Source organism: Nocardioides sp. P4_G10 (genome assembly GCF_056401175.1).
Genome location: NZ_JBFUJV010000005.1, coordinates 111,528 through 133,639, shown reverse-complemented (window position 1 = coordinate 133,639; position 22,112 = coordinate 111,528). Strand labels below are relative to the sequence as shown.

Annotated in this window: 24 protein-coding genes; 18 read left to right on the top strand and 6 right to left on the bottom strand. The window is 72.2% G+C overall.

What is annotated here, in order from left to right; all coding sequences use genetic code 11:
• The first annotated feature begins 18 nt into the window (after positions 1–18).
• The 15 genes from AC1DP1_RS08930 (at position 19) to AC1DP1_RS08860 (ending at position 13,718) form a co-directional block, all read left to right on the top strand.
• Positions 19–1,683 (top strand): alpha-amylase family protein, encoded by a 1,665-nt coding sequence (locus AC1DP1_RS08930; RefSeq protein ID WP_477506566.1) that lies wholly within the window; start codon positions 19–21, stop codon positions 1,681–1,683.
• Positions 1,684–1,712: 29 nt separating this feature from the next.
• Complete coding sequence (locus AC1DP1_RS08925; RefSeq protein WP_477506565.1) at positions 1,713–2,237, top strand: hypothetical protein; 525 nt, start codon at positions 1,713–1,715, stop codon at positions 2,235–2,237.
• A complete protein-coding gene (locus AC1DP1_RS08920) occupies positions 2,237–2,509 on the top strand; it encodes a DUF6167 family protein (RefSeq protein WP_300045059.1) in 273 nt (90 codons plus the stop codon). The genes AC1DP1_RS08925 and AC1DP1_RS08920 overlap by 1 nt, the downstream gene beginning before the upstream one ends.
• Positions 2,509–5,208, top strand: coding sequence for an alanine--tRNA ligase (gene alaS, locus AC1DP1_RS08915; RefSeq protein WP_477506564.1), 2,700 nt, complete (start codon positions 2,509–2,511; stop codon positions 5,206–5,208). The genes AC1DP1_RS08920 and alaS overlap by 1 nt, the downstream gene beginning before the upstream one ends.
• A gap of 2 nt (positions 5,209–5,210) precedes the next feature.
• The gene (gene ruvX / locus AC1DP1_RS08910) at positions 5,211–5,678 is read left to right on the top strand and encodes a Holliday junction resolvase RuvX (RefSeq protein ID WP_457186692.1); all 468 of its coding nucleotides are present in this window, start codon (positions 5,211–5,213) and stop codon (positions 5,676–5,678) included.
• Positions 5,671–6,858, top strand: a complete 1,188-nt coding sequence (gene mltG, locus AC1DP1_RS08905) for an endolytic transglycosylase MltG (RefSeq protein ID WP_457186694.1) — start codon at positions 5,671–5,673, stop codon at positions 6,856–6,858. The genes ruvX and mltG overlap by 8 nt, the downstream gene beginning before the upstream one ends.
• A 22-nt stretch (positions 6,859–6,880) precedes the next feature.
• The gene (locus AC1DP1_RS08900) at positions 6,881–7,711 is read left to right on the top strand and encodes a shikimate dehydrogenase (protein ID WP_477506563.1); all 831 of its coding nucleotides are present in this window, start codon (positions 6,881–6,883) and stop codon (positions 7,709–7,711) included.
• A gap of 8 nt (positions 7,712–7,719) precedes the next feature.
• Positions 7,720–8,466: a prepilin peptidase gene (locus AC1DP1_RS08895; RefSeq protein ID WP_477506562.1), complete on the top strand. Its 747-nt coding sequence runs from the start codon at positions 7,720–7,722 to the stop codon at positions 8,464–8,466.
• Between the two features lie 12 nt (positions 8,467–8,478).
• Complete coding sequence (gene aroC, locus AC1DP1_RS08890) at positions 8,479–9,657, top strand: chorismate synthase (protein ID WP_477506561.1); 1,179 nt, start codon at positions 8,479–8,481, stop codon at positions 9,655–9,657.
• A gap of 7 nt (positions 9,658–9,664) precedes the next feature.
• Positions 9,665–10,165 carry a shikimate kinase gene (locus AC1DP1_RS08885; RefSeq protein WP_477506560.1) on the top strand — a complete coding sequence of 167 codons (501 nt, stop codon included), beginning with the start codon at positions 9,665–9,667 and terminating at the stop codon, positions 10,163–10,165.
• Complete coding sequence (gene aroB / locus AC1DP1_RS08880; protein ID WP_477506559.1) at positions 10,162–11,376, top strand: 3-dehydroquinate synthase; 1,215 nt, start codon at positions 10,162–10,164, stop codon at positions 11,374–11,376. The genes AC1DP1_RS08885 and aroB overlap by 4 nt, the downstream gene beginning before the upstream one ends.
• Positions 11,373–11,804 (top strand): type II 3-dehydroquinate dehydratase, encoded by a 432-nt coding sequence (locus AC1DP1_RS08875; RefSeq protein ID WP_477506558.1) that lies wholly within the window; start codon positions 11,373–11,375, stop codon positions 11,802–11,804. Before aroB ends, AC1DP1_RS08875 begins: the two co-directional genes overlap by 4 nt.
• 159 nt (positions 11,805–11,963) lie before the next feature.
• The gene (locus AC1DP1_RS08870; protein WP_457186708.1) at positions 11,964–12,530 is read left to right on the top strand and encodes a hypothetical protein; all 567 of its coding nucleotides are present in this window, start codon (positions 11,964–11,966) and stop codon (positions 12,528–12,530) included.
• A gap of 31 nt (positions 12,531–12,561) precedes the next feature.
• Positions 12,562–12,840, top strand: a complete 279-nt coding sequence (locus AC1DP1_RS08865; protein ID WP_457186710.1) for a hypothetical protein — start codon at positions 12,562–12,564, stop codon at positions 12,838–12,840.
• A gap of 38 nt (positions 12,841–12,878) precedes the next feature.
• Entirely contained in the window at positions 12,879–13,718 is an 840-nt protein-coding gene (locus tag AC1DP1_RS08860; protein WP_477506557.1) for a PhzF family phenazine biosynthesis protein, read from the top strand.
• 137 nt (positions 13,719–13,855) lie between these two features.
• Here AC1DP1_RS08860 and AC1DP1_RS08855 read toward each other — a convergent pair whose 3' ends face one another.
• Complete coding sequence (locus AC1DP1_RS08855) at positions 13,856–14,401, bottom strand: N-acetyltransferase family protein (RefSeq protein ID WP_477506556.1); 546 nt, start codon at positions 14,399–14,401, stop codon at positions 13,856–13,858.
• Between the two features lie 140 nt (positions 14,402–14,541).
• On the opposite strand from AC1DP1_RS08855, the gene AC1DP1_RS08850 reads away from it, so the two are divergent.
• Together AC1DP1_RS08850 and AC1DP1_RS08845 are read left to right on the top strand one after the other, a co-directional pair.
• Positions 14,542–14,730, top strand: coding sequence for a hypothetical protein (locus AC1DP1_RS08850; protein WP_204811145.1), 189 nt, complete (start codon positions 14,542–14,544; stop codon positions 14,728–14,730).
• On the top strand, positions 14,727–15,062 hold the full coding sequence (locus AC1DP1_RS08845) for a hypothetical protein (protein WP_477506555.1): 336 nt from the start codon (positions 14,727–14,729) through the stop codon (positions 15,060–15,062). The genes AC1DP1_RS08850 and AC1DP1_RS08845 overlap by 4 nt, the downstream gene beginning before the upstream one ends.
• Positions 15,063–15,081: 19 nt before the next feature.
• On the opposite strand, the gene AC1DP1_RS08840 is transcribed toward AC1DP1_RS08845, so the two are convergent.
• The 5 genes from AC1DP1_RS08840 to AC1DP1_RS08820 all read right to left on the bottom strand — a co-directional run bounded on the left by AC1DP1_RS08840 (position 15,082) and on the right by AC1DP1_RS08820 (position 21,127).
• The gene (locus AC1DP1_RS08840) at positions 15,082–16,614 is read right to left on the bottom strand and encodes a Ppx/GppA phosphatase family protein (RefSeq protein WP_477506554.1); all 1,533 of its coding nucleotides are present in this window, start codon (positions 16,612–16,614) and stop codon (positions 15,082–15,084) included.
• Between the two features lie 2 nt (positions 16,615–16,616).
• Positions 16,617–18,374, bottom strand: a complete 1,758-nt coding sequence (locus AC1DP1_RS08835; protein WP_477506553.1) for a SulP family inorganic anion transporter — start codon at positions 18,372–18,374, stop codon at positions 16,617–16,619.
• 33 nt (positions 18,375–18,407) lie between these two features.
• A complete protein-coding gene (locus AC1DP1_RS08830) occupies positions 18,408–19,214 on the bottom strand; it encodes a hypothetical protein (RefSeq protein WP_477506552.1) in 807 nt (268 codons plus the stop codon).
• Between the two features lie 133 nt (positions 19,215–19,347).
• Positions 19,348–20,454: a sensor histidine kinase gene (locus AC1DP1_RS08825; protein WP_477506551.1), complete on the bottom strand. Its 1,107-nt coding sequence runs from the start codon at positions 20,452–20,454 to the stop codon at positions 19,348–19,350.
• Positions 20,447–21,127 (bottom strand): response regulator transcription factor, encoded by a 681-nt coding sequence (locus AC1DP1_RS08820; RefSeq protein WP_477506550.1) that lies wholly within the window; start codon positions 21,125–21,127, stop codon positions 20,447–20,449. Before AC1DP1_RS08820 ends, AC1DP1_RS08825 begins: the two co-directional genes overlap by 8 nt.
• Positions 21,128–21,213: 86 nt before the next feature.
• On the opposite strand from AC1DP1_RS08820, the gene AC1DP1_RS08815 reads away from it, so the two are divergent.
• Positions 21,214–21,807 carry a M15 family metallopeptidase gene (locus AC1DP1_RS08815; protein WP_477506549.1) on the top strand — a complete coding sequence of 198 codons (594 nt, stop codon included), beginning with the start codon at positions 21,214–21,216 and terminating at the stop codon, positions 21,805–21,807.
• Positions 21,808–22,112 lie beyond the last annotated feature (305 nt).

Here is a 22,112-nt window from a genome sequence, read left to right as displayed (position 1 = left end):
TTGTGTGGGTCCGTGCGAGTGACTGACACGAGCGACCTGTGGTGGAAGAGCGCGGTGATCTACTGCCTCGACGTCGAGACCTTCTACGACGGCGACGGCGACGGGACCGGCGACCTGGAGGGCCTGGCGCAGCGCATCGACTACCTCGCGGAGCTCGGCATCACCTGCCTGTGGCTGATGCCGTTCTACCCGAGCCCCGACCGCGACGACGGCTACGACCTGACCGACTTCTACGGCGTCGACCCACGCCTGGGCAACCACGGCCAGCTGGTCGAGGTGATCCGCACCGCGCACGACCGCGGCATCAACGTCATCGCCGACCTGGTCGTCAACCACACCTCGGACCGGCACCCGTGGTTCCAGGCCGCGCGTCGCAGCACGTCCAACCGCTACCGCGACCACTACGTCTGGAGGGACACCGAACCGCCGGACACCTCGAAGCTGGTCGTCTTCCCCGACCGGGAGGACTCGATCTGGGAGCTCGACGACCGCACGGGTGAGTGGTACCTCCACAACTTCTACAAGCACCAGCCCGACCTCAACCTCGCCAACCCCGAGGTGGTCGACGAGATCCTGCGGGTCGTCGGGTTCTGGCTGGAGCTGGGGTTCGACGGGTTCCGGGTCGACGGCATCCCGTTCCTGGAGCAGAACGCGAAGAACATCGGCGACCCTGCGCTGGTCGTCGACCCGCACGAGCTCATGCGGACCATCCGCAGCTTCCTCAACCGGCGTGCTGGGCACGCGATGATGCTCGGCGAGGTGAATCTGGAGCACCCGCAACAGCTGGACTTCTTCGGTGGGGACTCGGCCGACGAGCTGCAGATGCAGTTCGACTTCATCGGCATGCAGGCGACCTACCTCGCCCTGGCCCGCGAGGACGCCGGACCGATCGTCACCGCGCTCGAGGAGCGGCCGGCCATCGGCCTGACCTGCCAGTGGGCGACGTTCCTGCGCAACCACGACGAGCTCACGCTCGACAAGCTCGGCGACGCCGAGCGTCAGGAGGTGTTCGCGGCCTTCGGCCCGGAGCCGGAGATGCAGCTCTACGACCGCGGCCTCAAGCGGCGGCTCCCCACCATGCTCGGCGGCGACCCGCGCCGGATCCGGATGGCCTACAGCCTGATGTTCTCCCTGCCCGGCACGCCCACGCTCTACTACGGCGAGGAGATCGGGATGGGGGAGGACCTCGAGGCGGACGGCCGGATGGCCGTGCGCACGCCGATGCAGTGGAGCGCCGGTCGCAACGGTGGCTTCTCCACGGCGGCTCCGTCGCGCCTGGTGCAGCGGGTCGTGCCGGGCGCCTGCGGGCCCGAGCACGTCAATGTCGTCTCCCAGGTGCACGATCCGGACTCACTGTGGAGCTTCATGCGCAAGCTCATCAGCATCCGGCGCACCTGTCCGGAGCTGGGATGGGGCAGGTGGAGCGTCGTCGACCAGCCGTCCGCGCAGGTGCTGGTGCAGCGGTGCCAGCTCGACGGCAGCGCGGTCGTGACGGTGCACAACCTCGGTGCCGACCCGGTCACCGTCGACGTACCGATCGATCCCCGCGACGAGGGTCTCGAGGCGGTGGACCTGATGGCCGAGGAGGTGCTCAGCGGTGCGGCGACGACCCGCGTCGCGCTGGAGGGCTACGGGTTCCGCTGGCTGCGGGTGCGCCCCGCGGGTGACCTCGCCATCCCGTGAGCCTCTGCGGGGCTTGTAGGCTCGGCGCCGTGACGACGGAGCAGGTGGGGCTGGGTGCAGCGTGCGCAGTGGCGCTCGTCGCGCTCGTCGCGCTCGTCGTCGCGCTGCTCGCGCACCGCAGGGCCCGCCGGGCCGAGGCCCTCGTGGCCTCCCTCGCCGAGCACGTCGCCGTGCCCTCGGGCCCGGTGGCGCAGGCGCCCCCGGTCGCCGAGAGCGACACCGCAGCCTTCGTGATCACCCAGGTGGGCACCCCCCGCGAGGACGACGCGCCCGCCGTGCCTGTGCCGGTGGCCCGCCCGATCGACGGCCGCCTCTTCACCGACATCGTCGCCCGCGAGACCGTGGTCAAGGCGGCCGGTTGGACCCACGGCCTGCGCCGGGCACTGTCGCCCGAGACCCGCAACCGGATCCGCTTCGAGGTCCGGCAGGAGACCCGGCGTGCCGGGCGAGGCCGCCGCGCCGAGATGAAGCAGGCACTGCGCGAGTTCCGGGCCCGTGAGCGGGCCGCCGCGCGCGACGACGGCCCGGGATCGTTCGGGGAGGACGTCGCCTGATGGGACGCCCTCTCTGGTTCGTCGCCGGGGCGGGGGTCGGGGTGTACGCCGCTGCCCGCGCCCGCCGCGTCGCCGAGTCCCTCACCGCCGACGGCCTGCGCGACCGTGTCCGCGGCTGGCAGGCCGGCGCCCGGCTCTTCGCCGAGGAGGTCCAGCAGGGCCGTGCCGAGCGCGAAACCGAGTTGCGCGAGCAGCTCGGCCTGCGGCCCACTTCTCATGAGCCCGGACCACCCGAACTGACCGCCAGCACCACCCAGGAGAACGAGAACTGATGGACACCGCCGAGATCCGCCGCCGCTTCCTCGCGCACTTCGAGGCCGCCGGACACGCCGTGGTGCCCTCCGCCTCGCTGCTCGCCGACGACCCCAACCTGCTGTTCGTCCCGGCGGGCATGGTGCCGTTCAAGCCCTACTTCCTGGGGCAGGAGACGCCGCCGTACGACCGCGCCACCAGCATCCAGAAGTGCGTGCGGACCCCTGACATCGAGGACGTCGGCAAGACCACGCGCCACGGCACGTTCTTCGAGATGTGCGGCAACTTCTCCTTCGGCGACTACTTCAAGAAGGGCGCCATCGAGCTGGCCTGGGACCTGATCACCAAGCCCGTCGAGGACGGCGGCTACGGCCTGGAGAAGGACCGTCTCTACCCGTCGGTGCTCGCCGGCGACGAGGAGGCGATCGGCTTCTGGGTGGACGTCACCGGGCTGCCGCGGGAGCGGATCGTCCAGCTCGGCCCGAAGGAGAACTACTGGTCGATGGGCGTGCCCGGTCCCGGCGGGCCGTGCTCGGAGATCCTGTACGACCGCGGTCCCGACTTCGGTCCCGACTTCGACGTGACCACCCTCGGCCCGGACATGCCCTTCGAGCTCGAGGACCGGCTGCTCGAGATCTGGAACCTCGTCTTCATGCAGGACGAGCTCAGTGCCGTCCGCTCGAAGTCGGACTTCGACATCGCGGGCTCGCTGCCCAAGAAGAACATCGACACCGGCATGGGCCTCGACCGGGTCGCGCTGCTCCTGCAGGGCAAGCAGAACATGTACGAGATCGACGTGGTCTACCCCGTCATCCAGCGGGCCGAGGAGCTCACCGGCAAGAAGTACGGCCACGACCACGACGACGACGTCCGGTTCCGCGTCGTCGCCGACCACGTCCGGTCCTCGATGATGCTCATCGGTGACGGCGTCACGCCCGGCAACGACGGCCGCGGCTATGTCCTGCGCCGGTTGCTGCGCCGCGCGGTCCGCTCCATGCGGCTGCTCGGCTGCGAGGACCGGGTGCTGCCCGAGCTGATGCCGATCTCCCGCGACAAGATGGGGGAGACCTACGACAACCTCCTCACCGACTGGCCGCGCATCTCGCAGGTGGCCTACGCCGAGGAGGACGCGTTCCGCAAGACGCTCCAGGCCGGCACGCAGATCTTCGACCAAGCCGCGACCGAGGTGAAGAGCACCGGTGGCTCGACGCTGTCCGGCGAGCGCGCCTTCGCGCTCCACGACACCTACGGCTTCCCCATCGACCTCACGCTCGAGATGGCGGCCGAGCAGGGCATCACGGTCGACGAGCAGGGCTTCCGCGGCCTGATGGCCGAGCAGCGCGAGCGCGCCAAGGCCGATGCCCGCGCCAAGAAGGGCTCCCACGGCGACACGGCCGTCTACCGCGGCGTCTTCGACGAGTTCGGTCCCACCGAGTGGCTGGCCTACGAGACGCTCGAGACCGAGTCGCGCCCGCTCGCGCTGCTGAGCGGCGGCGCGTCCGTGCCGCGGCTCGCGGAGGGCGAGGTCGGCGAGCTGGTCCTCGACCGCACCCCCTTCTACGCCGAGTCCGGCGGACAGGTCGCCGACGCCGGCACGATCGTCTTCGACGGCGGTCGCCTCGAGGTGCTCGACGTCCAGCGCCCGATCAAGGGCCTGGTCGTGCACCAGGTCCGCGTGCTGGAGGGTGAGCTCGACCCCGGGCGCGAGGTCCACGCCCGTGTCGACCCGGAGTGGCGCACCGGCGCGCGCCAGGCGCACTCCGGCACCCACGTCGTGCACGCCGCCCTCCGCGAGGTGCTCGGCCCCACCGCGTTGCAGTCGGGCTCCTACAACCGGCCCGGCTACCTCCGCCTCGACTTTGGCTGGACACAGGCGCTGAACCCCGAGCAGGTCCGCGACATCGAGCTCGTCTCCCAGCAGGCGCTGCGCGCCGACCTGCCCGTGTCGTGGGACTACATGACCCTCGAGCAGGCCAAGGAGTGGGGCGCGATCGCGCTCTTCGGCGAGACCTACGACAACACCAAGGTCCGTGTCGTGGAGATCGGCGGGCCCTGGTCGCGCGAGCTCTGCGGCGGCACCCACGTCGCCCACTCCTCGCAGATCGGCACCGTCGTGGTGACCGGCGAGACCAGCGTCGGCTCGGGCAACCGTCGCATCGAGGCGCTCACGGGTGTCGAGGGCTTCGGCTACCTCGCCCGCGAGCGTGATGTCGTCGCCCAGCTCACCGGCCTGCTCAAGACCCAGCCGGACGACCTGGTCGGCCGGGTGCAGGGCCTCACCGAGCGCCTCAGGGCCGCCGAGAAGGAGCTGGAGAAGGCCCGGCTTGCCCAGCTGCTCGGCGCCAGCGCCGACCTGGCGGCCGGCGCGACGCAGGTCGGCCCGGTCAAGGTCGTGGCCCACCGCGCCGACGGCGCCGCCGGTGGCGACGTACGCAACCTGGCGATGGACGTGCGTGGCCGGCTGCCCCAGGGCGAGCCCGGTGTCGTGGTCATCATCGGTCAGGCCGACGGCAAGGTGTCGGTCGTGGCCGCCACCAACGACGAGGCGCGTGCCCGCGGGCTGTCCGCCGGCGAGCTGGTCCGCACCGTCGGGCCGCTCCTCGGCGGCAAGGGCGGCGGCAAGGACGACGTCGCCCAGGGCGGCGGCACCGACGCCTCGCGCATCGACGAGGCCCTCGCGCTGGTGACCCGTGAGGTCGCGGAGAAGGTGCAGGGCTGAGGATGCGGACCGGCGTGCGGCTCGGCGTCGACCCGGGCGACGCCCGGATCGGCGTCGCGAGCAGCGACCCCTCGGGCTTCCTCGCCACCCCCGTCGAGACGGTGCGCAGCGGCCGGGGCGACGTACGTCGTCTCGCACAGCTCGTCGCCGAGATGGAGGCGGTCGAGGTCGTGGTCGGGCTGCCGCGCTCGCTCAACGGGACCGAGGGCCCGGCGGCGGAGAAGGCGCGTGCGCTCGCCGGCCGGCTGGCTCGCCGAGTTGCCCCCGTGCCCGTGAGGCTGTGTGATGAACGACTGACCACGGTGTCCGCCGAGTCGATCCTGCGCGAGCAGGGGCGCCACGGGGCCAAGCGGCGCGCCGTCGTCGATCAGGCAGCGGCCGTGCTGATCCTGCAGACTGCACTGGACACGGAGCGGTCGAGTGGACACGCACCGGGAGAGATCGTCGAGGTGACGGAGACAGATGAGTGAGCACGAGACCCGTCCGGACGACGACGTGCGCGCGGACGAGCGCGAGGAGCTCGAGGAGCGCGACTACGTCCCGGGCGGCAAGCGCCGCAAGGGACGCGGCCTCAAGGGCTGCTTCGCGGTGCTGGTCGCGCTCGTGGTGCTCCTCGGGGGTTTCTACGTCGCGCTGACGCAGGGCGTCTCGTGGGTCGCCGACCAGTTCCAGGGACCCGACGACTACCCGGGCCCGGGCAAGGGCTCGGTCGAGTTCACCGTCAACGAGGGCGACTCGACCGCCCAGATCGGCCGCAACCTCAAGGCCGACGGCGTCACCAAGTCGGTCCAGGCCTTCATCGACGCGGCCGCCGGCGAGCCCGACGCGGCCGGCATCCAGGTCGGTGCCTACGAGCTCCAGAAGCAGATGAAGGCAGCCGACGCCCTCGAGGTCCTCGTCGACCCCGACAACCTCATCGGGTTCCCGACCGTCACGATCCCCGAGGGCCTCCGGCTCACCGAGATCGTCTCGACGCTCGCCGAGAACACCGACTACCCCGAGCAGGCGTGGAACCGGGCGCTCCAGCAGCCCGACCGCCTCGGGCTGCCCGACTACGCCGACGGCAACGCCGAGGGCTACCTGTTCCCGGCCACCTACGAGATCAAGCCGGGCATGAAGCCGCCCCGCATCCTCAAGATGATGGTCGACCGCTGGCGCGAGGCCGCGGACGCCGCCGGCCTCGAGGAGAAGGCCGCCGAGCTCGGCAAGACGCCCGGCGAGCTGATGATCATCGCCTCGCTGATCGAGGCCGAGGGCCGCGGCGACGACATGCCCAAGATCTCCCGCGTGATCTACAACCGTCTCGACGGGCCCGGCGACAAGGGCGGCACCAACGGCACGCTCGGCATCGACGCCTCGATCGCCTACGGTCTCGGGCTCTCGCCCGGCTCGACGGAGCTGACCCCCGACCAGCTGGCCGAGGACACGCCCTACAACACGCGCATCAACGCCGGTCTCCCGCCGACCCCGATCGAGTCGCCGGGTGACGACGCCATCGCAGCAGCCGCCAACCCCGCCGACGGCGACTGGTACTACTACGTCACGGTCGACCTCTCGACGGGCGAGACCAAGTTCTACGAGGACTACGACGGCTTCCTCGAGGGGCGCGACGAGTACAAGACCTACTGCGAGACCTCCGACCGATGCTGAGCCCGACCCCGAGCCCGCTGACGTGAGCAGCGGGCCGGGCCGGCGCTGCGGCGTGCTGGGCGACCCGATCGCCCACTCGCTGTCGCCGGCGCTGCACCGGGCGGCGTACGTCGATCTGGGACTGGACTGGACCTACGACGCCCACCGGGTCGGGTCCGGCGACCTCGGGGAGTTCCTCTCGCGACTCGGCCGGGAGTGGCGCGGGCTCTCGCTGACCATGCCCCTCAAGCGCGAGGCGCTGCCCCTGGTTGACCGGGTCACCGACCGTGCGCGCCTGGCCGGCGCCGTCAACACGCTGGTGATCGAGGACGACGGCACCCGGGTCGGCGACAACACCGACCTGCCCGGGGCGGTCGCCGCCATCCGTGAGCGCGCGTCGACCCCACTGGTGACCGCGACGATCCTCGGCGGTGGTGCGACGGCCACCTCGGTCGGGCTGGCGCTGGCAGACCTCGGCGTGCGCACGATCGTCCTGGCGGTGCGTGAGGAGGCCCGGGCGACCGAGACCCTCGCCGCCCTCCGGGCGCACCCGGCTGCGCCCGAGGTCGTGGTGTCGACGCTGGGCGCCGGACCCGCCGGCTCCGACATCCTGGTGTCGACCATCCCGGCGTCGGCCCAGACGCCCGAGCTGGTCGCGGGCTGCGCGGACGTGCCGGTCGTCTTCGACGTGCTGTACGACCCGTGGCCCACGCCCCTCGTCGCCGCGGCGGCGGGCCGCACGGTCGTCGGCGGCCTGGACCTCCTCGTGCACCAGGCGGTGCTTCAGGTCGAGCTGTTCACCGGACGGACGGTCGCGGTCGACGTGCTGCGAGAAGCCGGCGAACGCGCCCTTGCGGCGCGCCATGCCGGTTGAATGACCCCGTGACCGACACCCTGACCGACCCTGCGCTCGCCGCGCTCGTCGCGGCTCTGCTCGCCGGGGTGGGCGGCCTGCTGGTCCCGCGGCTGGTCGCGCGCGTGCCGGAGCCCGCGCCGAAGCAGGTGGCGGAGGACGCGCCGCCCGCCGACGAGCCCCCCAAGATGCTCTACGCCGACATCGCCGCCCGGCCGGGTCTCGCGTGGCGCAGCGCGCTGATGTCGGCCGTGGCGGCGGCGCTGCTCGGCGCGGTCACCGGGCTCGACTGGCCGCTGCTGTGGCTGGTGCCGCTGACCCCGGTCGCGGTCGCCCTGTCGGTGATCGACTGGCACACCCGCCTGCTGCCCCGCGTCGTCGTCGTACCCGTGACCCTCGCCGCGATCGTCGTGGTGACGGTGGTGGGCCTCGCGACGGGGGAGCGTGAGGCACTCGTGCGCGCCCTCGTCGCGATGGTGCTCGCCCGGTCCTTCTTCTGGGTGCTGTGGTTCGTGCGGTCGGCCGGGATGGGCTTCGGCGACGTGCGGCTGGCCGCGCCGGTCGGGCTCGTGCTCGGCTGGACCGGGTGGGGCGCGCTGGCGATCGGCCTGTGGGCGAGCTTCATGCTGTTCGTCGTCCCGGCGCTCGTCGTGCTGCTGGCGCGACGCGACCGCAGCCTGCTCAAGAGGTCGTTCCCCTTCGGTCCGTTCATGGTCGGTGGCGCGCTGGTGGGTCTCGTCTGGGGGACTGCGCTCGCTGCGCGCATGTGGGGCTGAGAGACTTCACCCATGCTCCGATGGCTCACAGCAGGCGAGTCCCACGGTCCCTCGCTGGTGGCGATCCTCGAGGGGCTGCCCGCCCACGTCCGCGTCACGACCGACGACCTCGCCGACTCACTGGCCCGGCGCCGGCTCGGCTACGGCCGCGGCGCCCGGATGAAGTTCGAGCAGGACCAGGTCCGCGTGCTCGGCGGCGTGCGCCACGGTGAGACCCAGGGCGGTCCCGTGGCCATCGAGGTCGGCAACACCGAGTGGCCGAAGTGGGAGAAGGTCATGTCGGCCGACCCCGTCGACCCCGTCGAGCTCGAGGCGCTCGCCCGCAACGCCAAGCTGACCCGTCCGCGGCCCGGCCACGCCGACCTCGTCGGCATGCAGAAGTACGACTTCGACGAGGCCCGTCCCATCCTCGAGCGCGCGTCCGCCCGCGAGACCGCGGCCCGCGTCGCGCTCGGCCGCGTGGCGTCCAACTTCCTCGAGCAGGCCGTCGGCGCCCGCATCGTGTCCCACGTGGTCTCGCTCGGCGGCGTCAAGGCGCCCGCTGGCCTCATCCCCGCTCCCGACGACGTCGAGCGCCTCGACGCCGACGAGGTCCGCTGCCTCGACCCCGAGGCGAGCGCCGCGATGGTCGCCCGCATCGACCAGGCCCACAAGGACGGCGACACCCTCGGCGGCGTCGTCGAGGTCGTCGTCCACGGCCTCCCGCCGGGCCTCGGCTCCCACGTGCACTGGGACCGGCGCCTCGACGCCAGGCTCGCCGGCGCGCTGATGGGGATCCAGGCGATCAAGGGCGTCGAGGTCGGCGACGGCTTCGAGCTCGCCGACACCCCCGGCTCGCTCGCGCACGACGAGATCGTCACGACCGACGACGGCCTGCGCCGCACCTCCGGCCGCTCCGGCGGCACTGAGGGCGGCATGTCCACCGGTGACGTGCTGCGGGTGCGCGCCGCGATGAAGCCCATCGCCACCGTGCCGAAGGCGCTGCGCACGGTCGACGTGGCCACCGGTGAGGCGACCGTCGCGCACCACCAGCGCTCCGACGTGTGCGCCGTGCCCGCGGCCGGCATCGTCGCCGAGGCGATGGTGGCGCTCGTGCTGGCCGACGCCGTGGTGGAGAAGTTCGGCGGCGACTCGGTGCAGGAGACGCGGCGCAACGCCGAGTCCTACCTCGACACCCTCCGTTTCCGGTGAGCCTCCGATGAGCCCGCGCGTGGTGCTGGTCGGGCCCATGGGGTCCGGCAAGACGACGGTCGCCGGCCTGCTCGGCGACGCCTGGGACCTGCCCGTGCGCGACACCGACGCCGACATCGAGGCCGCGACCGGCCGCGCGGTCTCCGACATCTTCGTCGAGTCGGGCGAGGACCACTTCCGCGACCTCGAGGCGGCCGCGGTCGCCGCTGCGCTCGCGGAGCACGAGGGGGTGCTGGCGCTCGGCGGTGGTGCGGTCCTGCGGCCGGAGACGCGCGAGCTGCTGGCCGGGCTGCCGGTCGTCTTCCTGCGGGTCGGCCTCGCCGACGCCGTGAAGCGGGTCGGCCTCGGGGTCGGGCGACCGCTCCTGCTCGGCAACGTGCGCGCGCGCATCAAGGCGCTTCTCGACGAGCGCATCCCCGTCTACGAGTCCGTGTCGGCCCACACCGTCGACACGGACGGCCGCACCGCCGACGAGGTGGCGGCCGAGGTCCGGAGGCTGCTCGGATGACGAAGCGCCAGACCCGGAAGCAGCAGCAGCGGACCCAGCAGCGGACCCAGCAGCGTCCGCAGCAGCACACCCAGCGCCAGCCCCAGAAGTCCGACCCACCGGTCCGGCAGGAGTCCGGCGACACCGTGCTGCACGTCGGCGGTGCCGCCCCCTACGACGTCGTCGTCGGCCACGGGCTGCCCGAGCGGCTGCCGGCGCTGCTGGGCGAGTCGGTCGAGCGGGTCGCGGTGCTCTACGCCGGCACGCTGGGCGAGCTGGCCGACCCGGTGGTCGACGCCCTGGTGGAGCACTACGACGTCCTCGCGCTCGGGCTCCCCGACGGCGAGCGCGCCAAGACCGCGCCCGTCGCGTCCGACTGCTGGGAGGCGCTCGGCGAGGCCGGCTTCACCCGGTCCGACGCGGTCGTGACCATCGGCGGGGGAGCGACCACCGACCTCGGCGGGTTCGTCGCCGCGACGTGGCTGCGTGGCGTCCGCGTCGTCCACGTGCCCACCACCCTGCTGGCCATGGTCGACGCCGCGGTCGGCGGCAAGACCGGCATCAACACGGGCGCCGGCAAGAACCTCGTCGGTTCCTTCCACGAGCCCGCCGGTGTGCTGTGCGACCTGGCGCTGCTGGAGACGCTGCCGCACGAGGAGCTCGTCGCCGGGCTGGGCGAGGTCGTGAAGTGCGGCTTCGTCGCCGACCCCGCCATCCTCGACATCGTCGAGGGCGCCGACCCGGCGGACCTGACCTGGGACTCCGCCGAGCTGCGCGAGCTCGTCGAGCGGGCGATCCGGGTCAAGGTCGACGTCGTCGTCGACGACCTCAAGGAGACCGGCGGCGCCGACGGCCACCCCGGTCGCGAGGTGATCAACTACGGCCACACCCTCGCCCACGCGATCGAGCGCACCAGCGACTACGCCGTCCGCCACGGCGAGGCCGTCGCCATCGGGTGCGTCTACGTCGCCGAGCTCGCCGCCCGGGCCGGCAGCCTCGACCCCGCCCTCGTCGAGCGGCACCGCGACGCGCTGTCCCGCGTGGGGCTGCCGACGACGTACGACGCCGCCTCCTTCGACGACCTGCACGCCGCGATGAAGGTCGACAAGAAGGCACGCGGCTCGCAGCTGCGCTTCGTCGTGCTGGACGACCTCGCCACGCCGCGGATCCTCGCCGGGCCCAGCGAGGACGACCTGCGGGCGGCCTACGCCGCGATCGGGGGAGAGTCATGACGAAGGTGCTCGTCCTCAACGGCCCCAACCTGGGCCGGCTCGGTCGTCGACAGCCGGAGATCTACGGCTCGACCACCCATGCCGAGCTCGCCCACCAGTGCGTCGAGTGGGGTCGCGACCTGGGTCTCGAGGTGGAGGTCCGCCAGACCAACCACGAGGGCGAGCTCCTCGACTGGCTGAACACCGCCGCTGACGACGGCCTTCGCGTGGTGCTCAACGCCGGCGCGTGGACCCACTACTCCCTCGCGCTCTGGGACGCGTGCGCCCAGCTCACCGCACCGCTGGTCGAGGTGCACATCTCCGACCCGAAGCAGCGTGCCGAGGAGTTCCGCCACACCTCCGTGATCGAGCCGCACGCGGTGGCGACGATCGTCGGGCAGGGGATCGACGGCTACCGGCAGGCGCTCGAGGTGCTGGCCGGAGCCTAGGTCGGGCCCAGCAGCGCGCGGGTCGCCGCGTCGGCGGGGTGGAGCGCCCCCGTTTGGCGGCACGTCGCACGTACGCGGCGCCGAACCCGTCTGGACCTGCCTTCCGTTCGGCCCGCGGCACGGAGGACGATGCACATCGGGAAGGGAAGGGGGTGTGCCGTGCGTGCGCGCTACGTCCTCTCGGCGCTGGTGGTCGCGGTGGCGACGGGCGTCTTCTGCGTCGGTGTGCTCTCCCGGCTCGCGATGTCACTGCTCGCCCGCCAGAATCCGCAGGCGCACGGGCGGATCAGCGACGACGGCTTCGAGATGGGAGTCGTGACTCTTGACGGCTCGGTCAACCTCGCCGTGGTCGGGGTCGCCGTCGGCATCGTGGGATGGCTGACCTACCTGGTGGCACGGCCGCTGCTGGTCGGGCCGGCATGGTTCCAGTGGTTCAGCATCAGCGTGCCTCCCGGTGTGGTGGCCGGCAGCCTCGTGGTGCACCCGACCGGGGTCGACTTCATCCTGCTGGAACCGCTGTGGCTCGCGATCGGCCTGTTCGTGGCCGTTCCGGCCGCGTACGGCCCGCTGATGCATGCCGTGATGCTCCGCGCGGGTGGTACGCCGCCGGGTCTGGAGCTCGTTGGTCGCGCTCCCGCCGCCGCATGGGTGCTCCGTGGCGTGTTCGCCGCGTGGGCCACCATCGCGCTGGTCTCGCTCTGGCGGGACGTCCTGGCGCTGACCTGAGGGCGTGGGCGCCACGTGCGAGGGTGACGCCATGGACGCACCGGTGGACCTCAGTGCCCTCGCCATCAACGTCGTGATCCCCGAGGAGCTGCGCTGGCGCGACACGCGCCGCGACGAGGAGTTCGAGCTCCAGTCGCTGACGGTCAGGATGCTGCCCGACGGCACGCTCGCTGCGAAGGCCTACGGACGACCGGTCGCCGGAGGACGGGGTGCGTATGTCTCGTTCCCGGTGCCGGACCGCCCCGAGCTCGCCGCACTGGTCTCGGCAGCGGCGGACGAGGCGGCCCGCAGGTGGGCGGCCCACGCCTGACCGCCCGCCCCCGTCCGGAGCTGTGCTTGGATCGGCGGGTGCTGCCCTTCCGCCAGGTCGATGTCTTCAGCGCCGAGCCGTGGCTCGGCAACCCGCTCGCGGTCGTGCACGACGCCGACGGCCTCACCGACGAGCAGATGGCGCACGTCGCGCGGTGGACCAACCTGTCCGAGACGACCTTCCTGTCCGCGCCGACCGACCCGGCCGCCGACTACCGGGTGCGGATCTGGACGACCACCGGCGAGCTGCCGTTCGCGGGCCACCCCACCATCGGCAGCGCCCATGCGTGGCTGGAGGCAGGGGGAGTGCCCCGCGGCGACGTGGTGGTGCAGGAGTGCGGCACCGGGCTCGTCGACGTACGACGCTCGCCGCGGCTCGGGTTCGCCGCCCCGCCCCTGCGCCGGTCCGGGCCGGTCGACGCGGACCTGCGGGCCCGCATCGTGCGCGCGCTCGGCGTCACCGACGCGGCCGTCGAGGACATGGCGTGGATCGACAACGGCCCCGGCTGGGTCGGTGTCGACCTCGGCTCGGCGGACGCGGTCGTCGGCGTCGTGCCCGACATCGCCGCCTTCACCGACCTCAAGGTGACCGTCCTCGGTCGCTGGGACGCGACGTCCGCCGACGAGCTCGGTGCCGACGTCGAGGTGCGTGCGTTCTACGCCGACGGCCGGGAGTTCGGGGAGGACCCGGTCACGGGGAGCGCCAACGCCGGGCTCGCCCAGTGGCTCATCGGCACCGGCGCGCTGCCGCCGTCGTACACCTCGCGCCAGGGCAGCGTCATCGGTCGCGAGGGGCGGGTCCGGCTCGAGGCCGTGGCCGACCGGGTGTGGGTCTCGGGCGACGCGACCACCCGGATCGTCGGCGAGGTGGATCTCTAGCCGACGCAAACCGGGCGGACAGACTCGCCCGACGGTCGGCCAGAGGCACCGAGGGCTGGGTCCGAGAACGAGGGTAGGGGAGACGAAGGCCGCTGTCCCCGGAACGGGTTGACCGGTATGGACCGGTGCGGAGACGGCTACGAGGTGAGGAGCACGCGCTCCCGCACGACGTCGTCCTCCCAGGCGTCCCCGATGTGGAACCTCTTGCGTCCGACCGGCTCGAAGCCGTGGCGGGCGTAGAAGGCGTTGGCGCGGGCGTTCTCCTCGCTGACCCCCAACCAGGCCCCCCGCGCCTCGGTGCCGGCGGCCGCCGCGAGCGTGTGCTCCATCAGGAGCCCGGCCGTCCCCGAGCCGTGGTGCTCCGGGTGGACGTAGAACCGCACCAGCTCGACCGTGGGGCGGTGGCGGATGGCTCGCGCGACGTCCGGGTCGGACGGCTCCTCGAGGACCAGCATCGTGTAACCGACCGGGTCACCGCCCGTCCCGTCCTCGGCGAGGAACAGGGTGCAGGCCGGGTCGCCGACGTGGCTACGGAAGCTCGCCGGGTCGAGCCGCGTGGCGATGTGGGCCGCGAGGAGGTCGGCCGGGGTCTGCGGGGTGCAGGCGAGGGGGAAGGTGAGCCCCGCGAGCCGGGACAGGCCCGCGGCGTCGGCCTCGTTCGCTCGACGTACGGTCACGGGCACGCCGGCAGGGTATCGCCGTGCGAAGCGGTCGGGCTGCTCCCGCTGGTCCGGGGCACCGGTCCAGACATCGGTAGTAATGCTGATGCGGCCGTGTCGCTGCCCCGGTCACACTCGAAGGGCAACGACAGGGGAGGAAGACCATGGGAAGCGTCCTGAGCAGGAGCGCCCACGCAGACCAGCTGGAGGCCGAGGTCCGTGACGCGATGTGCTGCGTCCCGACCGACCGCTGCTGGGAGTGCCAGGTGAAGCTGGGCGAGGTGCGGGCGGTACGCCGCGATGCGTTGCTGCACACGATGAGCACGGTCCGACCGCGACGGCCCGTCTGGTGATGGTCCGGGACGGCGCTGTCGGCGCCGGCAGCGGTGGACGGGTCCCGCACTCGGTCGCGGCGCGCAGCAGGGACGAGCGGCGCGAGGGCGCACGCGACCGCGCGACGCTGGAGTACGGCGACCGGGCCGACGCTGCGCTCGACCTCCTGGAGCTCCTCGAGCTCGCCTGGCACGACAGCCACGGCGACGCGGCCCCACCGCCCGAGGTCGTCGAGGACGTCTGGACCGTCGCCTCGGGCGACCTCGCGCAGCTGGCCTCGGCATCGCGGCTCGCCGTCACCGACTGGCGCGACCTGCGCCTCGCCGCCGACGAGCGGCGAGCGCGGGGCTGAGCCGACGCGGCCTGCAGGCTCACCGAGGTCGCGGGGTACCGAACCTCTCGGCGATGACACCGTGCCTCAACCCGCGGTCGCTGACGGTCACGGCGTCCTGCCCCGTGAGCCTGAGGATCGTGCGGACGACGCACGCCCCGGCGAGGATCACCTCGGCCCGGGCCGGCTGCAGGCCGGCGATCTCACGCCGTCGTTCCGTGGAGCGAGTCCGGAACGCCTCGATCTGTCGGTCCACCTCGTCCACGTCGACGACGGTCCCGTGGACCACGTCCGGGTCGTAGCGGTCCAGGCCGTGCCTGATGGCCGCCAGGTTGGTGGAGGTGCCTCCGATCGCGATCACCATGTCCGGTCGAGGTCGGTCCGCCAGCTCGGCGAGCTCGGCCGCGATCGCGTCGAGCGCCGCGTCGACGGTCTCGCGGGGCACGGCGTCCGCGAGCCCGAAGCGCTCGGCGAACCGCACGGCGCCCACGTCGACACTGAACTGCTCCTCGATCCGGTCCGCGCTCCCGAAGGTGAACTGGCTGCTGCCGCCGCCGGAGTCGAACACCAGCAGCCGGTCACCCGTCAGCGGGAGGGTCGACACGGCGGCCATGTACGCGAGCCGTGCCTCGTCCCGGCCCGAGATGACCTCCACGGTGACCCCGCAGCGGCCGTGGACGGCCGCGAGGAACTCGTCCCGGTTCGATGCCTGTCGTAGCCCCGCCGTGCCCACGGCGACGATGTCGAGCGGACCCCCTCGTCGGGCGTCGTCGACCAGGCCCTCGATGGCGTCGACCGTGCGGCCCATCGAGGCGGCCGTCAGCCCACCTGCCGCCACCAGGCCCTCGCCGAGCCGGGTGACCACGGCAGTCTCCGTCTCGATCCGCGGGGTGCCACCATCGTCGCGCCGACCGAGTGCGAACTTGACCGAGTTCGTGCCGACGTCGAGGACGGCGAACCGCCTCGGTCCCCACCCGAGCAGCGACTTGAGCCCCCTGGCGACGCAGACGTTGGGCCGACCGTCGAGCCCCAGCCGGCCGATCGTCCGCGACACGAGGCCCGGGTCCGGGGACTCCACGGCGACGGTCCGGCTGGTCACTCCCTCGGCGCTCACCTCGGTGAGCTCGACCATGCAGTCGTCCACGAGCGTCCGGCGACGGCGCTTGTGGATCTCCACGAGCCGCAGGTCGTCACGCGGAGCGACCAGCTCCTGCAGCAGCTGCTCGAGGCTGAGATCGGTCCGCCGGGTCTCCGGCGGTGGCACGCCGAGCGCGGCGAAGGCGCCCGCGACCGCTGCGGCATCCAGCGGGAAGGGGGCCTTCATCGTCGGCACCCACAGCTGCAGACCGGCGCCGCTCAGCCGCTGCAGGACCTTGACGTCCAGGACTCCCGCGCGGACCTTGACCGAGGCGTCGCCGTGCATCGACAGGACGTAGGTCTCGTCGCTCTCGACGGGCGCGGTGGTCCGCAACGGTGCCAGGGCGTCGAGGGCGTCGAGGGCGTCGCCGAACGTGCGCCACTCCCAGCGTGGAACGACGGCCGGCGCGGACGGGTGGATCGTGTGGTCGCTCATGGTCACTGTCTCTCATCCTTCTCGGAGTCCCCGGACCCGTGAACCGGCAGGAAGCGGGTCGCTCCCAGCGCGGCCACGGCTCGGTGGACATTGCCGTGGATGCGATCGGCCCCCAACAGGTCCACCGCACCTTCCCGCTCGAGCACGTCTCGCACCCCCGGCCGGACAGCCGCCAACCGCAGCTCCACATCCGACTCCTCCGCCATCCGGATCATCTCCGACACCGTCGCCGCCCCTTGGGAGTCCATGAAGTTGACGCCCGCGAAGTGCAGCACCACGCCGCCCACGCCGGGATCGAGCACGGCGGCGCGAACCTGGTCGACGAACGCGTCAGCAGTCGCGAAGAAGACCCCGCCGTCCATCCTCAGCACCACGATCCCGGGGGTCGTCTCGTCCTCGGGATGGGTGTCGAGGTCCCGGAACACCTGCGTGCCGTGCTCACGGCCGAGCGTCGACACGAGCGGGTGCGTGACGACGTACACGAGCCACACCAGGGACAGCGCGATGCCGATCACCACACCGGCGAGGATGCCGAACACCAGGGTCCCGAGGATCGCCGCCACGGCCACCCAGAAGTCGGCCCTCGACACCCTGCGCAGGCGTCGCATCTCCTCGAAGTCCATCATCCCCATGACGACGGCCTCGATGATCAAGGCGGAGAGGACCGGCTTGGGCAGCGACGAGAAGAGGGGGGCGAGGAAGAGGAGTGCCAGGAGGACGGTGACTCCCGACGTCAGCGACGCGAGACCGGTGCGCGCGCCCGACCGGTCGTTCAACGAGGTGGCGGAGAGGCTCGTGGAGACCGGCATCCCGTGGAGGACGCCCGCGCCTATGTTGGCGGCTGACTGGGCGACGGACTCCTGATCGATGTCGACCCGGTAGTGGTGCCTGGCTGCCATCGCCCGGGCGTCCCCCGCGGTCTGGGAGAAACCGATCATCACGAGCGCAAAGGCGGCCACGAGGACCGTGCCGGCGTGGTCCACCAGCAGGCCGGGATCGGGCACCTCGAACGACGGCAGCCCTCTCGGGATGTCTCCGACGAGGGCGACCCCCTGGTCCCCGAGATCCAGCACGCCCGACGCGACGAGTCCGCCCACGAGCAGCACGAGCGCGCCGGGGACCTGCGGGGCGATCCAGCGGAGGCCGAAGACGACGACGAGGGCCACGACCCCGACCACCACGGTGGCGAGGTGCGCCTGGTCCAGCGTGGACAGCCACGACCAGAGCTCCTGGAACGAGCTGCTGCCCTCGCTGTCGGTGCCGGTCAGCTTGGGCAGCTCGCCGATGACGACGTCGATGGCTGCGCCGAAGAGGAACCCGGTGACGACAGCCCGGGACAGGAACTGGGACAACCACCCCATCCGGAACACTGCGAGCGCGAGGAAGAACAAGCCGCTCGTCAGCGTGATGCCCGCCACCAGGGTGGCCGCGTCGGCGGGGTCGCTCAGGCTGGCCGCCAGCACCGCGCCGCCGGCCACGGCCGCCAGGCCCGAGCTGGGACCCATCGAGATCTGGCGGCAGGTGCCGAACAGGGCGTAGAGGATCGTCCCGGCAGCGGCGGCGTAGAGCCCGTTCTCGAGCGGCACGCCGGCAATCTCGGCGTAGCCGAGGTTCTTGGGGATGATCAGGGCCGCCACCACGACACCGGCGACGAGGTCACCGCGCAGCCAGTCCCCCTGGTACTGGCGCACCTGCTCGAGGATCGGCAGGAAGCGGAGGACGGACCTCGCAGGGGAGGCTACGACGCTGTCAGGCGGCACACCGGGGCTCATGGGACCGCTGGACTGTCCGGTTCACCCCGGCCCGACGGCCGGCGCGGCGCCCGAATCCCCGGAGAGCTCGGCAGCGAAGAACTCGAGCGCTGTCTTCGTCTTCGTCTGCTGCTCGCCCGAGACGTCCAGGCCCTTGGCGGCCAGGAAGGCCCGCAGCTCGGCCGTGGCCTGGAAGGCCTCGGAGGGCGCGGCCTTGGCCGACAGCTCGAGGATCCTCGACCCGTCGGGATAGAACCAGAGCTCCGCGACGATGCGCCTGCTCAGCTCCGGAGGTCGGATCTTGAGCTTGAAGACCGTGATGGGCCCCAGGATGGACAGGTCGTCCAGCGCCACGCCCTCGGGCGCGTGCGCCTTGTAGAACGACCGCTGCTCCTTGGAGAACAGCGTGCGGATGCCCTTGCGTCCCGCCGCGACCTCCTTGACGGCCTTCGAGCCGAGCACGCCCTTCATGGACGCCGAGCACACGAAGCCACCCGGCATGGCGTCGACCTCGACCACCAGGTTGTCGGATGCCCGCTCCTCCTGGACGTCCGCGGGGACCACGGGCCTCAGCTTGATCACGGAGTCGTCCCCCCGCCCCTGGACCCGGCGGGCCCGGGCGACCACACCGACCGCGTTGAGGGCCAGGTCGGGGGTGTCGAAGAAGTACACCTGCCGGATCTGGGCGTCGAGCGGGTCGACCCCCAGGGAGGCGGCTGCCTGCCGCCGGTAGGAGTCCGGCACCGTCATCTTGAGCTCGACGCTGTCCGCGTCCCTCGCCAGTGCCAACACCTCGCCGACCTGGGCATCGGTGAGTCGAGCCGCTGGCTCGTCAGAGGTGACAGGCATCCTTCGCTCCCTTCGTCGACGGGAGGTCGCGCCGCCACGACACCGCCCGATCACTGTCCAGCGCCGCGCGGCGCAGGGCATCACCCGGAGCGTGTGACGTGCAGCCACACGTCCGGTGAGGGGTGTTCACCGGTCAGCGTCGCGGCAGGCTGACGGTTGCGACCAACCCCCCGCCCGGACGCGGGTCGAGCGAGAGCGTCCCGTCGTGCGCCGCGGCGATCCGCTGCACGATCGCAAGGCCGAGGCCGACGCCCCCGTGGTCGTCGTGCAGCCGTCCGGAGCCACGTCGGAACGGCTCGGCCAGCGTCGCAACGAGGACTCGATCGAGGCGGTCGCCGGTGTTCTCAACGACGAGGGCAACCCCCGACTCGGTGGTCCGGGTGGTGACCCACGCGCCGCCGCCGGACGGCACGTTGTGCACGATCGCGTTGTGCAGCAGGTTCGTGGTCAGCTGGAGCAGCAGCGCGCGTGAGGCAGACGTCCCAGCCGCCTCGCCCGCGGTCGTGATCGTGACGCCGCGGTCCTCGGCGAGCGGGAGCAGCACTTCGCTCGCCTCCTCCGCGAGGAGCGACAGGTCGACGAGCTCTCGCTCGAAGCTGCGCTGGTCCGCCTGGCTCAACACCAGCAGCGCTTCGGTGAGGTCGATGGCCCGGGTGTTGACCGTGCGCAGCCGCTCCACGAGCAGGTCGACGTCCGGGTCGGGGTCCTTCGCGGCCACGTCGAGCAACGTCTGGGTGATCGCGAGCGGCGTACGCAGCTCGTGCGAGGCGTTGGCCGCGAATCGCTGCTGCTCGGCGACATGGCGCTCGAGGCGCTCGAGCATGGCGTCGAAGGCGTCGGCCAGCTCGCGGAACTCGTCGTCGCGGCCGGGCAGCCGGATGCGGTGGTCGAGCGCGCCGCTGCCTGCGGCGCGGGTGGCTGCGGTGATGCGGTCGAGCGGCGCGAGCATCCTGCCCGCGAGGACCCAGCCGCCGGCCAGCCCGACGACGAGGAGCAGGCCCATCATCAGCGCGGCCTTGGGTGCGAAGGCGTTCCAGAGGTCGGAGCGGCCCGGCATGAACGTGCTGCCGAAGGCGCCGTCCGGCGCGCCGAGTCCACTGGTCGACCCGGCCTCGTCGGGCACGTAGCGCAGCAGGAAGACCCACACCACGACCAGCAGCCCAGTGCCCGCGACCAGCACGAAGCCCGCATAGCTCAGGGTCAGCCGCAGCCGGACGCTGGGGCCGGGCGGCCTAGCCACGACGGTCGGCGTCCGACACGTCGATGCGGTAGCCCACCCCGGGCACGGTGGCGATCACCCAGGGCTCGCCGAGGCGCTTGCGCAGCGCGGACACCGTGATGCGTACGGCGTTGGTGAACGGGTCGGCGTGCTCGTCCCAGGCCCGCTCCAGCAGCTCCTCGGCGCTCACCACCCCGCCTTCAGCTGCGACGAGGACCTCGAGCACGGCGAACTGCTTGCGGGTGAGGGCGACGTAGCGTCCGTCGCGGTGCACCTCGCGCCGGAACGGATCGACGCGCAGCCCAGCGAGCTCACGCACCGGTGGCCGGTGGTGACCGCGCCTGCGGTCCAGGGCGCGCAGTCGGAGGACCAGCTCCCGAAGCTCGAACGGCTTGGTGAGGTAGTCGTCGGCGCCGAGCTCGAAGCCGGACGCCTTGTCGTCGAGCCGGTCGGCGGCGGTCAGCATGAGAATCGGCAGGCCCGAGCCGGACGCGACGATCTGCGCGGCGACCTCGTCGCCGGAGGGCCCCGGGATGTCGCGGTCGAGGACGGCGATGTCGTAGGAGTTCACCCCGAGCAGCTCGAGTGCGGTATCGCCGTCACCGGCGACGTCTGCTGCGATCGCCTCGAGCCGCAGGCCGTCGCGGATGGCGCCCGCCATCAGGGGCTCGTCCTCGACGATCAGCACGCGCATGTCCCGATCGTAGAGAGGGCCGTGTGTGCTCGGCGTATGGAAAACGGCATACGCTGCGRCAACGTCGCGCTCTCTTCACTGGTCGCATGACACGACGTCTCCCCTCTGCGCTCGCCCTCGTCGCGATGCTCGCCCTCGGTTGCGCACCAACCCAGGACCCGTCGTCGTTCGTCGCGCTGCCGGCCCCGGTCCCCGAAGGTCCGCCCCAGCCGCCGTCCGGAGCGTCGCGTGGCTTCGCGGACGGCATGCTGCCTGCCGGCGCGACGGTGTACGACGACCACCCCGGGCTGATCCGACTGGACAGCCGGCTCCTCGAGGAGCTCCGCGCCGCCACGGTGGACGCGTCCGCTCAGGGCGTCGGCATCATTGTCAACAGCGGGTGGCGGTCGAAGGCGTACCAGTCGCTGCTGTTCGAGGAGGCAGTCGCCGAGCACGGCTCGGAGGCCGCGGCCGCGGCTTGGGTCGCGCGGCCCGGCACGTCCGTGCACGAGTCGGGCGCGGCCGTCGACCTGGGGCCGAGTAGTGCCGTCGACTGGCTGGCGCAGCACGGCGCCGACTACGGCCTGTGCCAGGTGTACGACAACGAGCCGTGGCACTTCGAGCTGGATCTCGACGCCGTCGAGAAGGGGTGTCCGGACCCGTACGACGACCCGAGCGAAGACCCGCGGTTGCAGATGTGATGCGACGTCCGACCCTCGTCTCGTCTCGCGGCCAGTGGCGAGCTGACGGCGCACGGCCTGACACAGGTGCACACGGACTCGACTCAGCGACCGGAAGCGGCGTTTCGCTTCCTGCACCTGAGACGGCGGCCGAGGTTCAACCGTTGAGCGTTCGGATCTGCCGCGCCAAACCGGAGTGCTTGGTGGCCGGAGCGGATCGTCAGGGCTATGCAAGAACGTCGTTTGCGCCAATCACGCCATGAGCGTCACCCCGCCGGGACGTCTCCACGAGCATCTGGCGGAGTTCTCTGCGCCGAACGTACGGA

Coding starts and splice junctions, on each gene's coding strand:
- AC1DP1_RS08920 (WP_300045059.1), top strand. CDS start 2,237: ATGGGACGCCCTCTCTGGTTCGTCGCCGGGGCGGGGGTCGGGGTGTAC.
- alaS (WP_477506564.1), top strand. CDS start 2,509: ATGGACACCGCCGAGATCCGCCGCCGCTTCCTCGCGCACTTCGAGGCC.
- ruvX (WP_457186692.1), top strand. CDS start 5,211: ATGCGGACCGGCGTGCGGCTCGGCGTCGACCCGGGCGACGCCCGGATC.
- mltG (WP_457186694.1), top strand. CDS start 5,671: ATGAGTGAGCACGAGACCCGTCCGGACGACGACGTGCGCGCGGACGAG.
- aroC (WP_477506561.1), top strand. CDS start 8,479: ATGCTCCGATGGCTCACAGCAGGCGAGTCCCACGGTCCCTCGCTGGTG.
- AC1DP1_RS08885 (WP_477506560.1), top strand. CDS start 9,665: ATGAGCCCGCGCGTGGTGCTGGTCGGGCCCATGGGGTCCGGCAAGACG.
- aroB (WP_477506559.1), top strand. CDS start 10,162: ATGACGAAGCGCCAGACCCGGAAGCAGCAGCAGCGGACCCAGCAGCGG.
- AC1DP1_RS08875 (WP_477506558.1), top strand. CDS start 11,373: ATGACGAAGGTGCTCGTCCTCAACGGCCCCAACCTGGGCCGGCTCGGT.
- AC1DP1_RS08865 (WP_457186710.1), top strand. CDS start 12,562: ATGGACGCACCGGTGGACCTCAGTGCCCTCGCCATCAACGTCGTGATC.
- AC1DP1_RS08850 (WP_204811145.1), top strand. CDS start 14,542: ATGGGAAGCGTCCTGAGCAGGAGCGCCCACGCAGACCAGCTGGAGGCC.
- AC1DP1_RS08840 (WP_477506554.1), bottom strand. CDS start 16,614: ATGAGCGACCACACGATCCACCCGTCCGCGCCGGCCGTCGTTCCACGC.
- AC1DP1_RS08830 (WP_477506552.1), bottom strand. CDS start 19,214: ATGCCTGTCACCTCTGACGAGCCAGCGGCTCGACTCACCGATGCCCAG.
- AC1DP1_RS08820 (WP_477506550.1), bottom strand. CDS start 21,127: ATGCGCGTGCTGATCGTCGAGGACGAGCCCCTGATGGCGGGCGCCATC.
- AC1DP1_RS08815 (WP_477506549.1), top strand. CDS start 21,214: ATGACACGACGTCTCCCCTCTGCGCTCGCCCTCGTCGCGATGCTCGCC.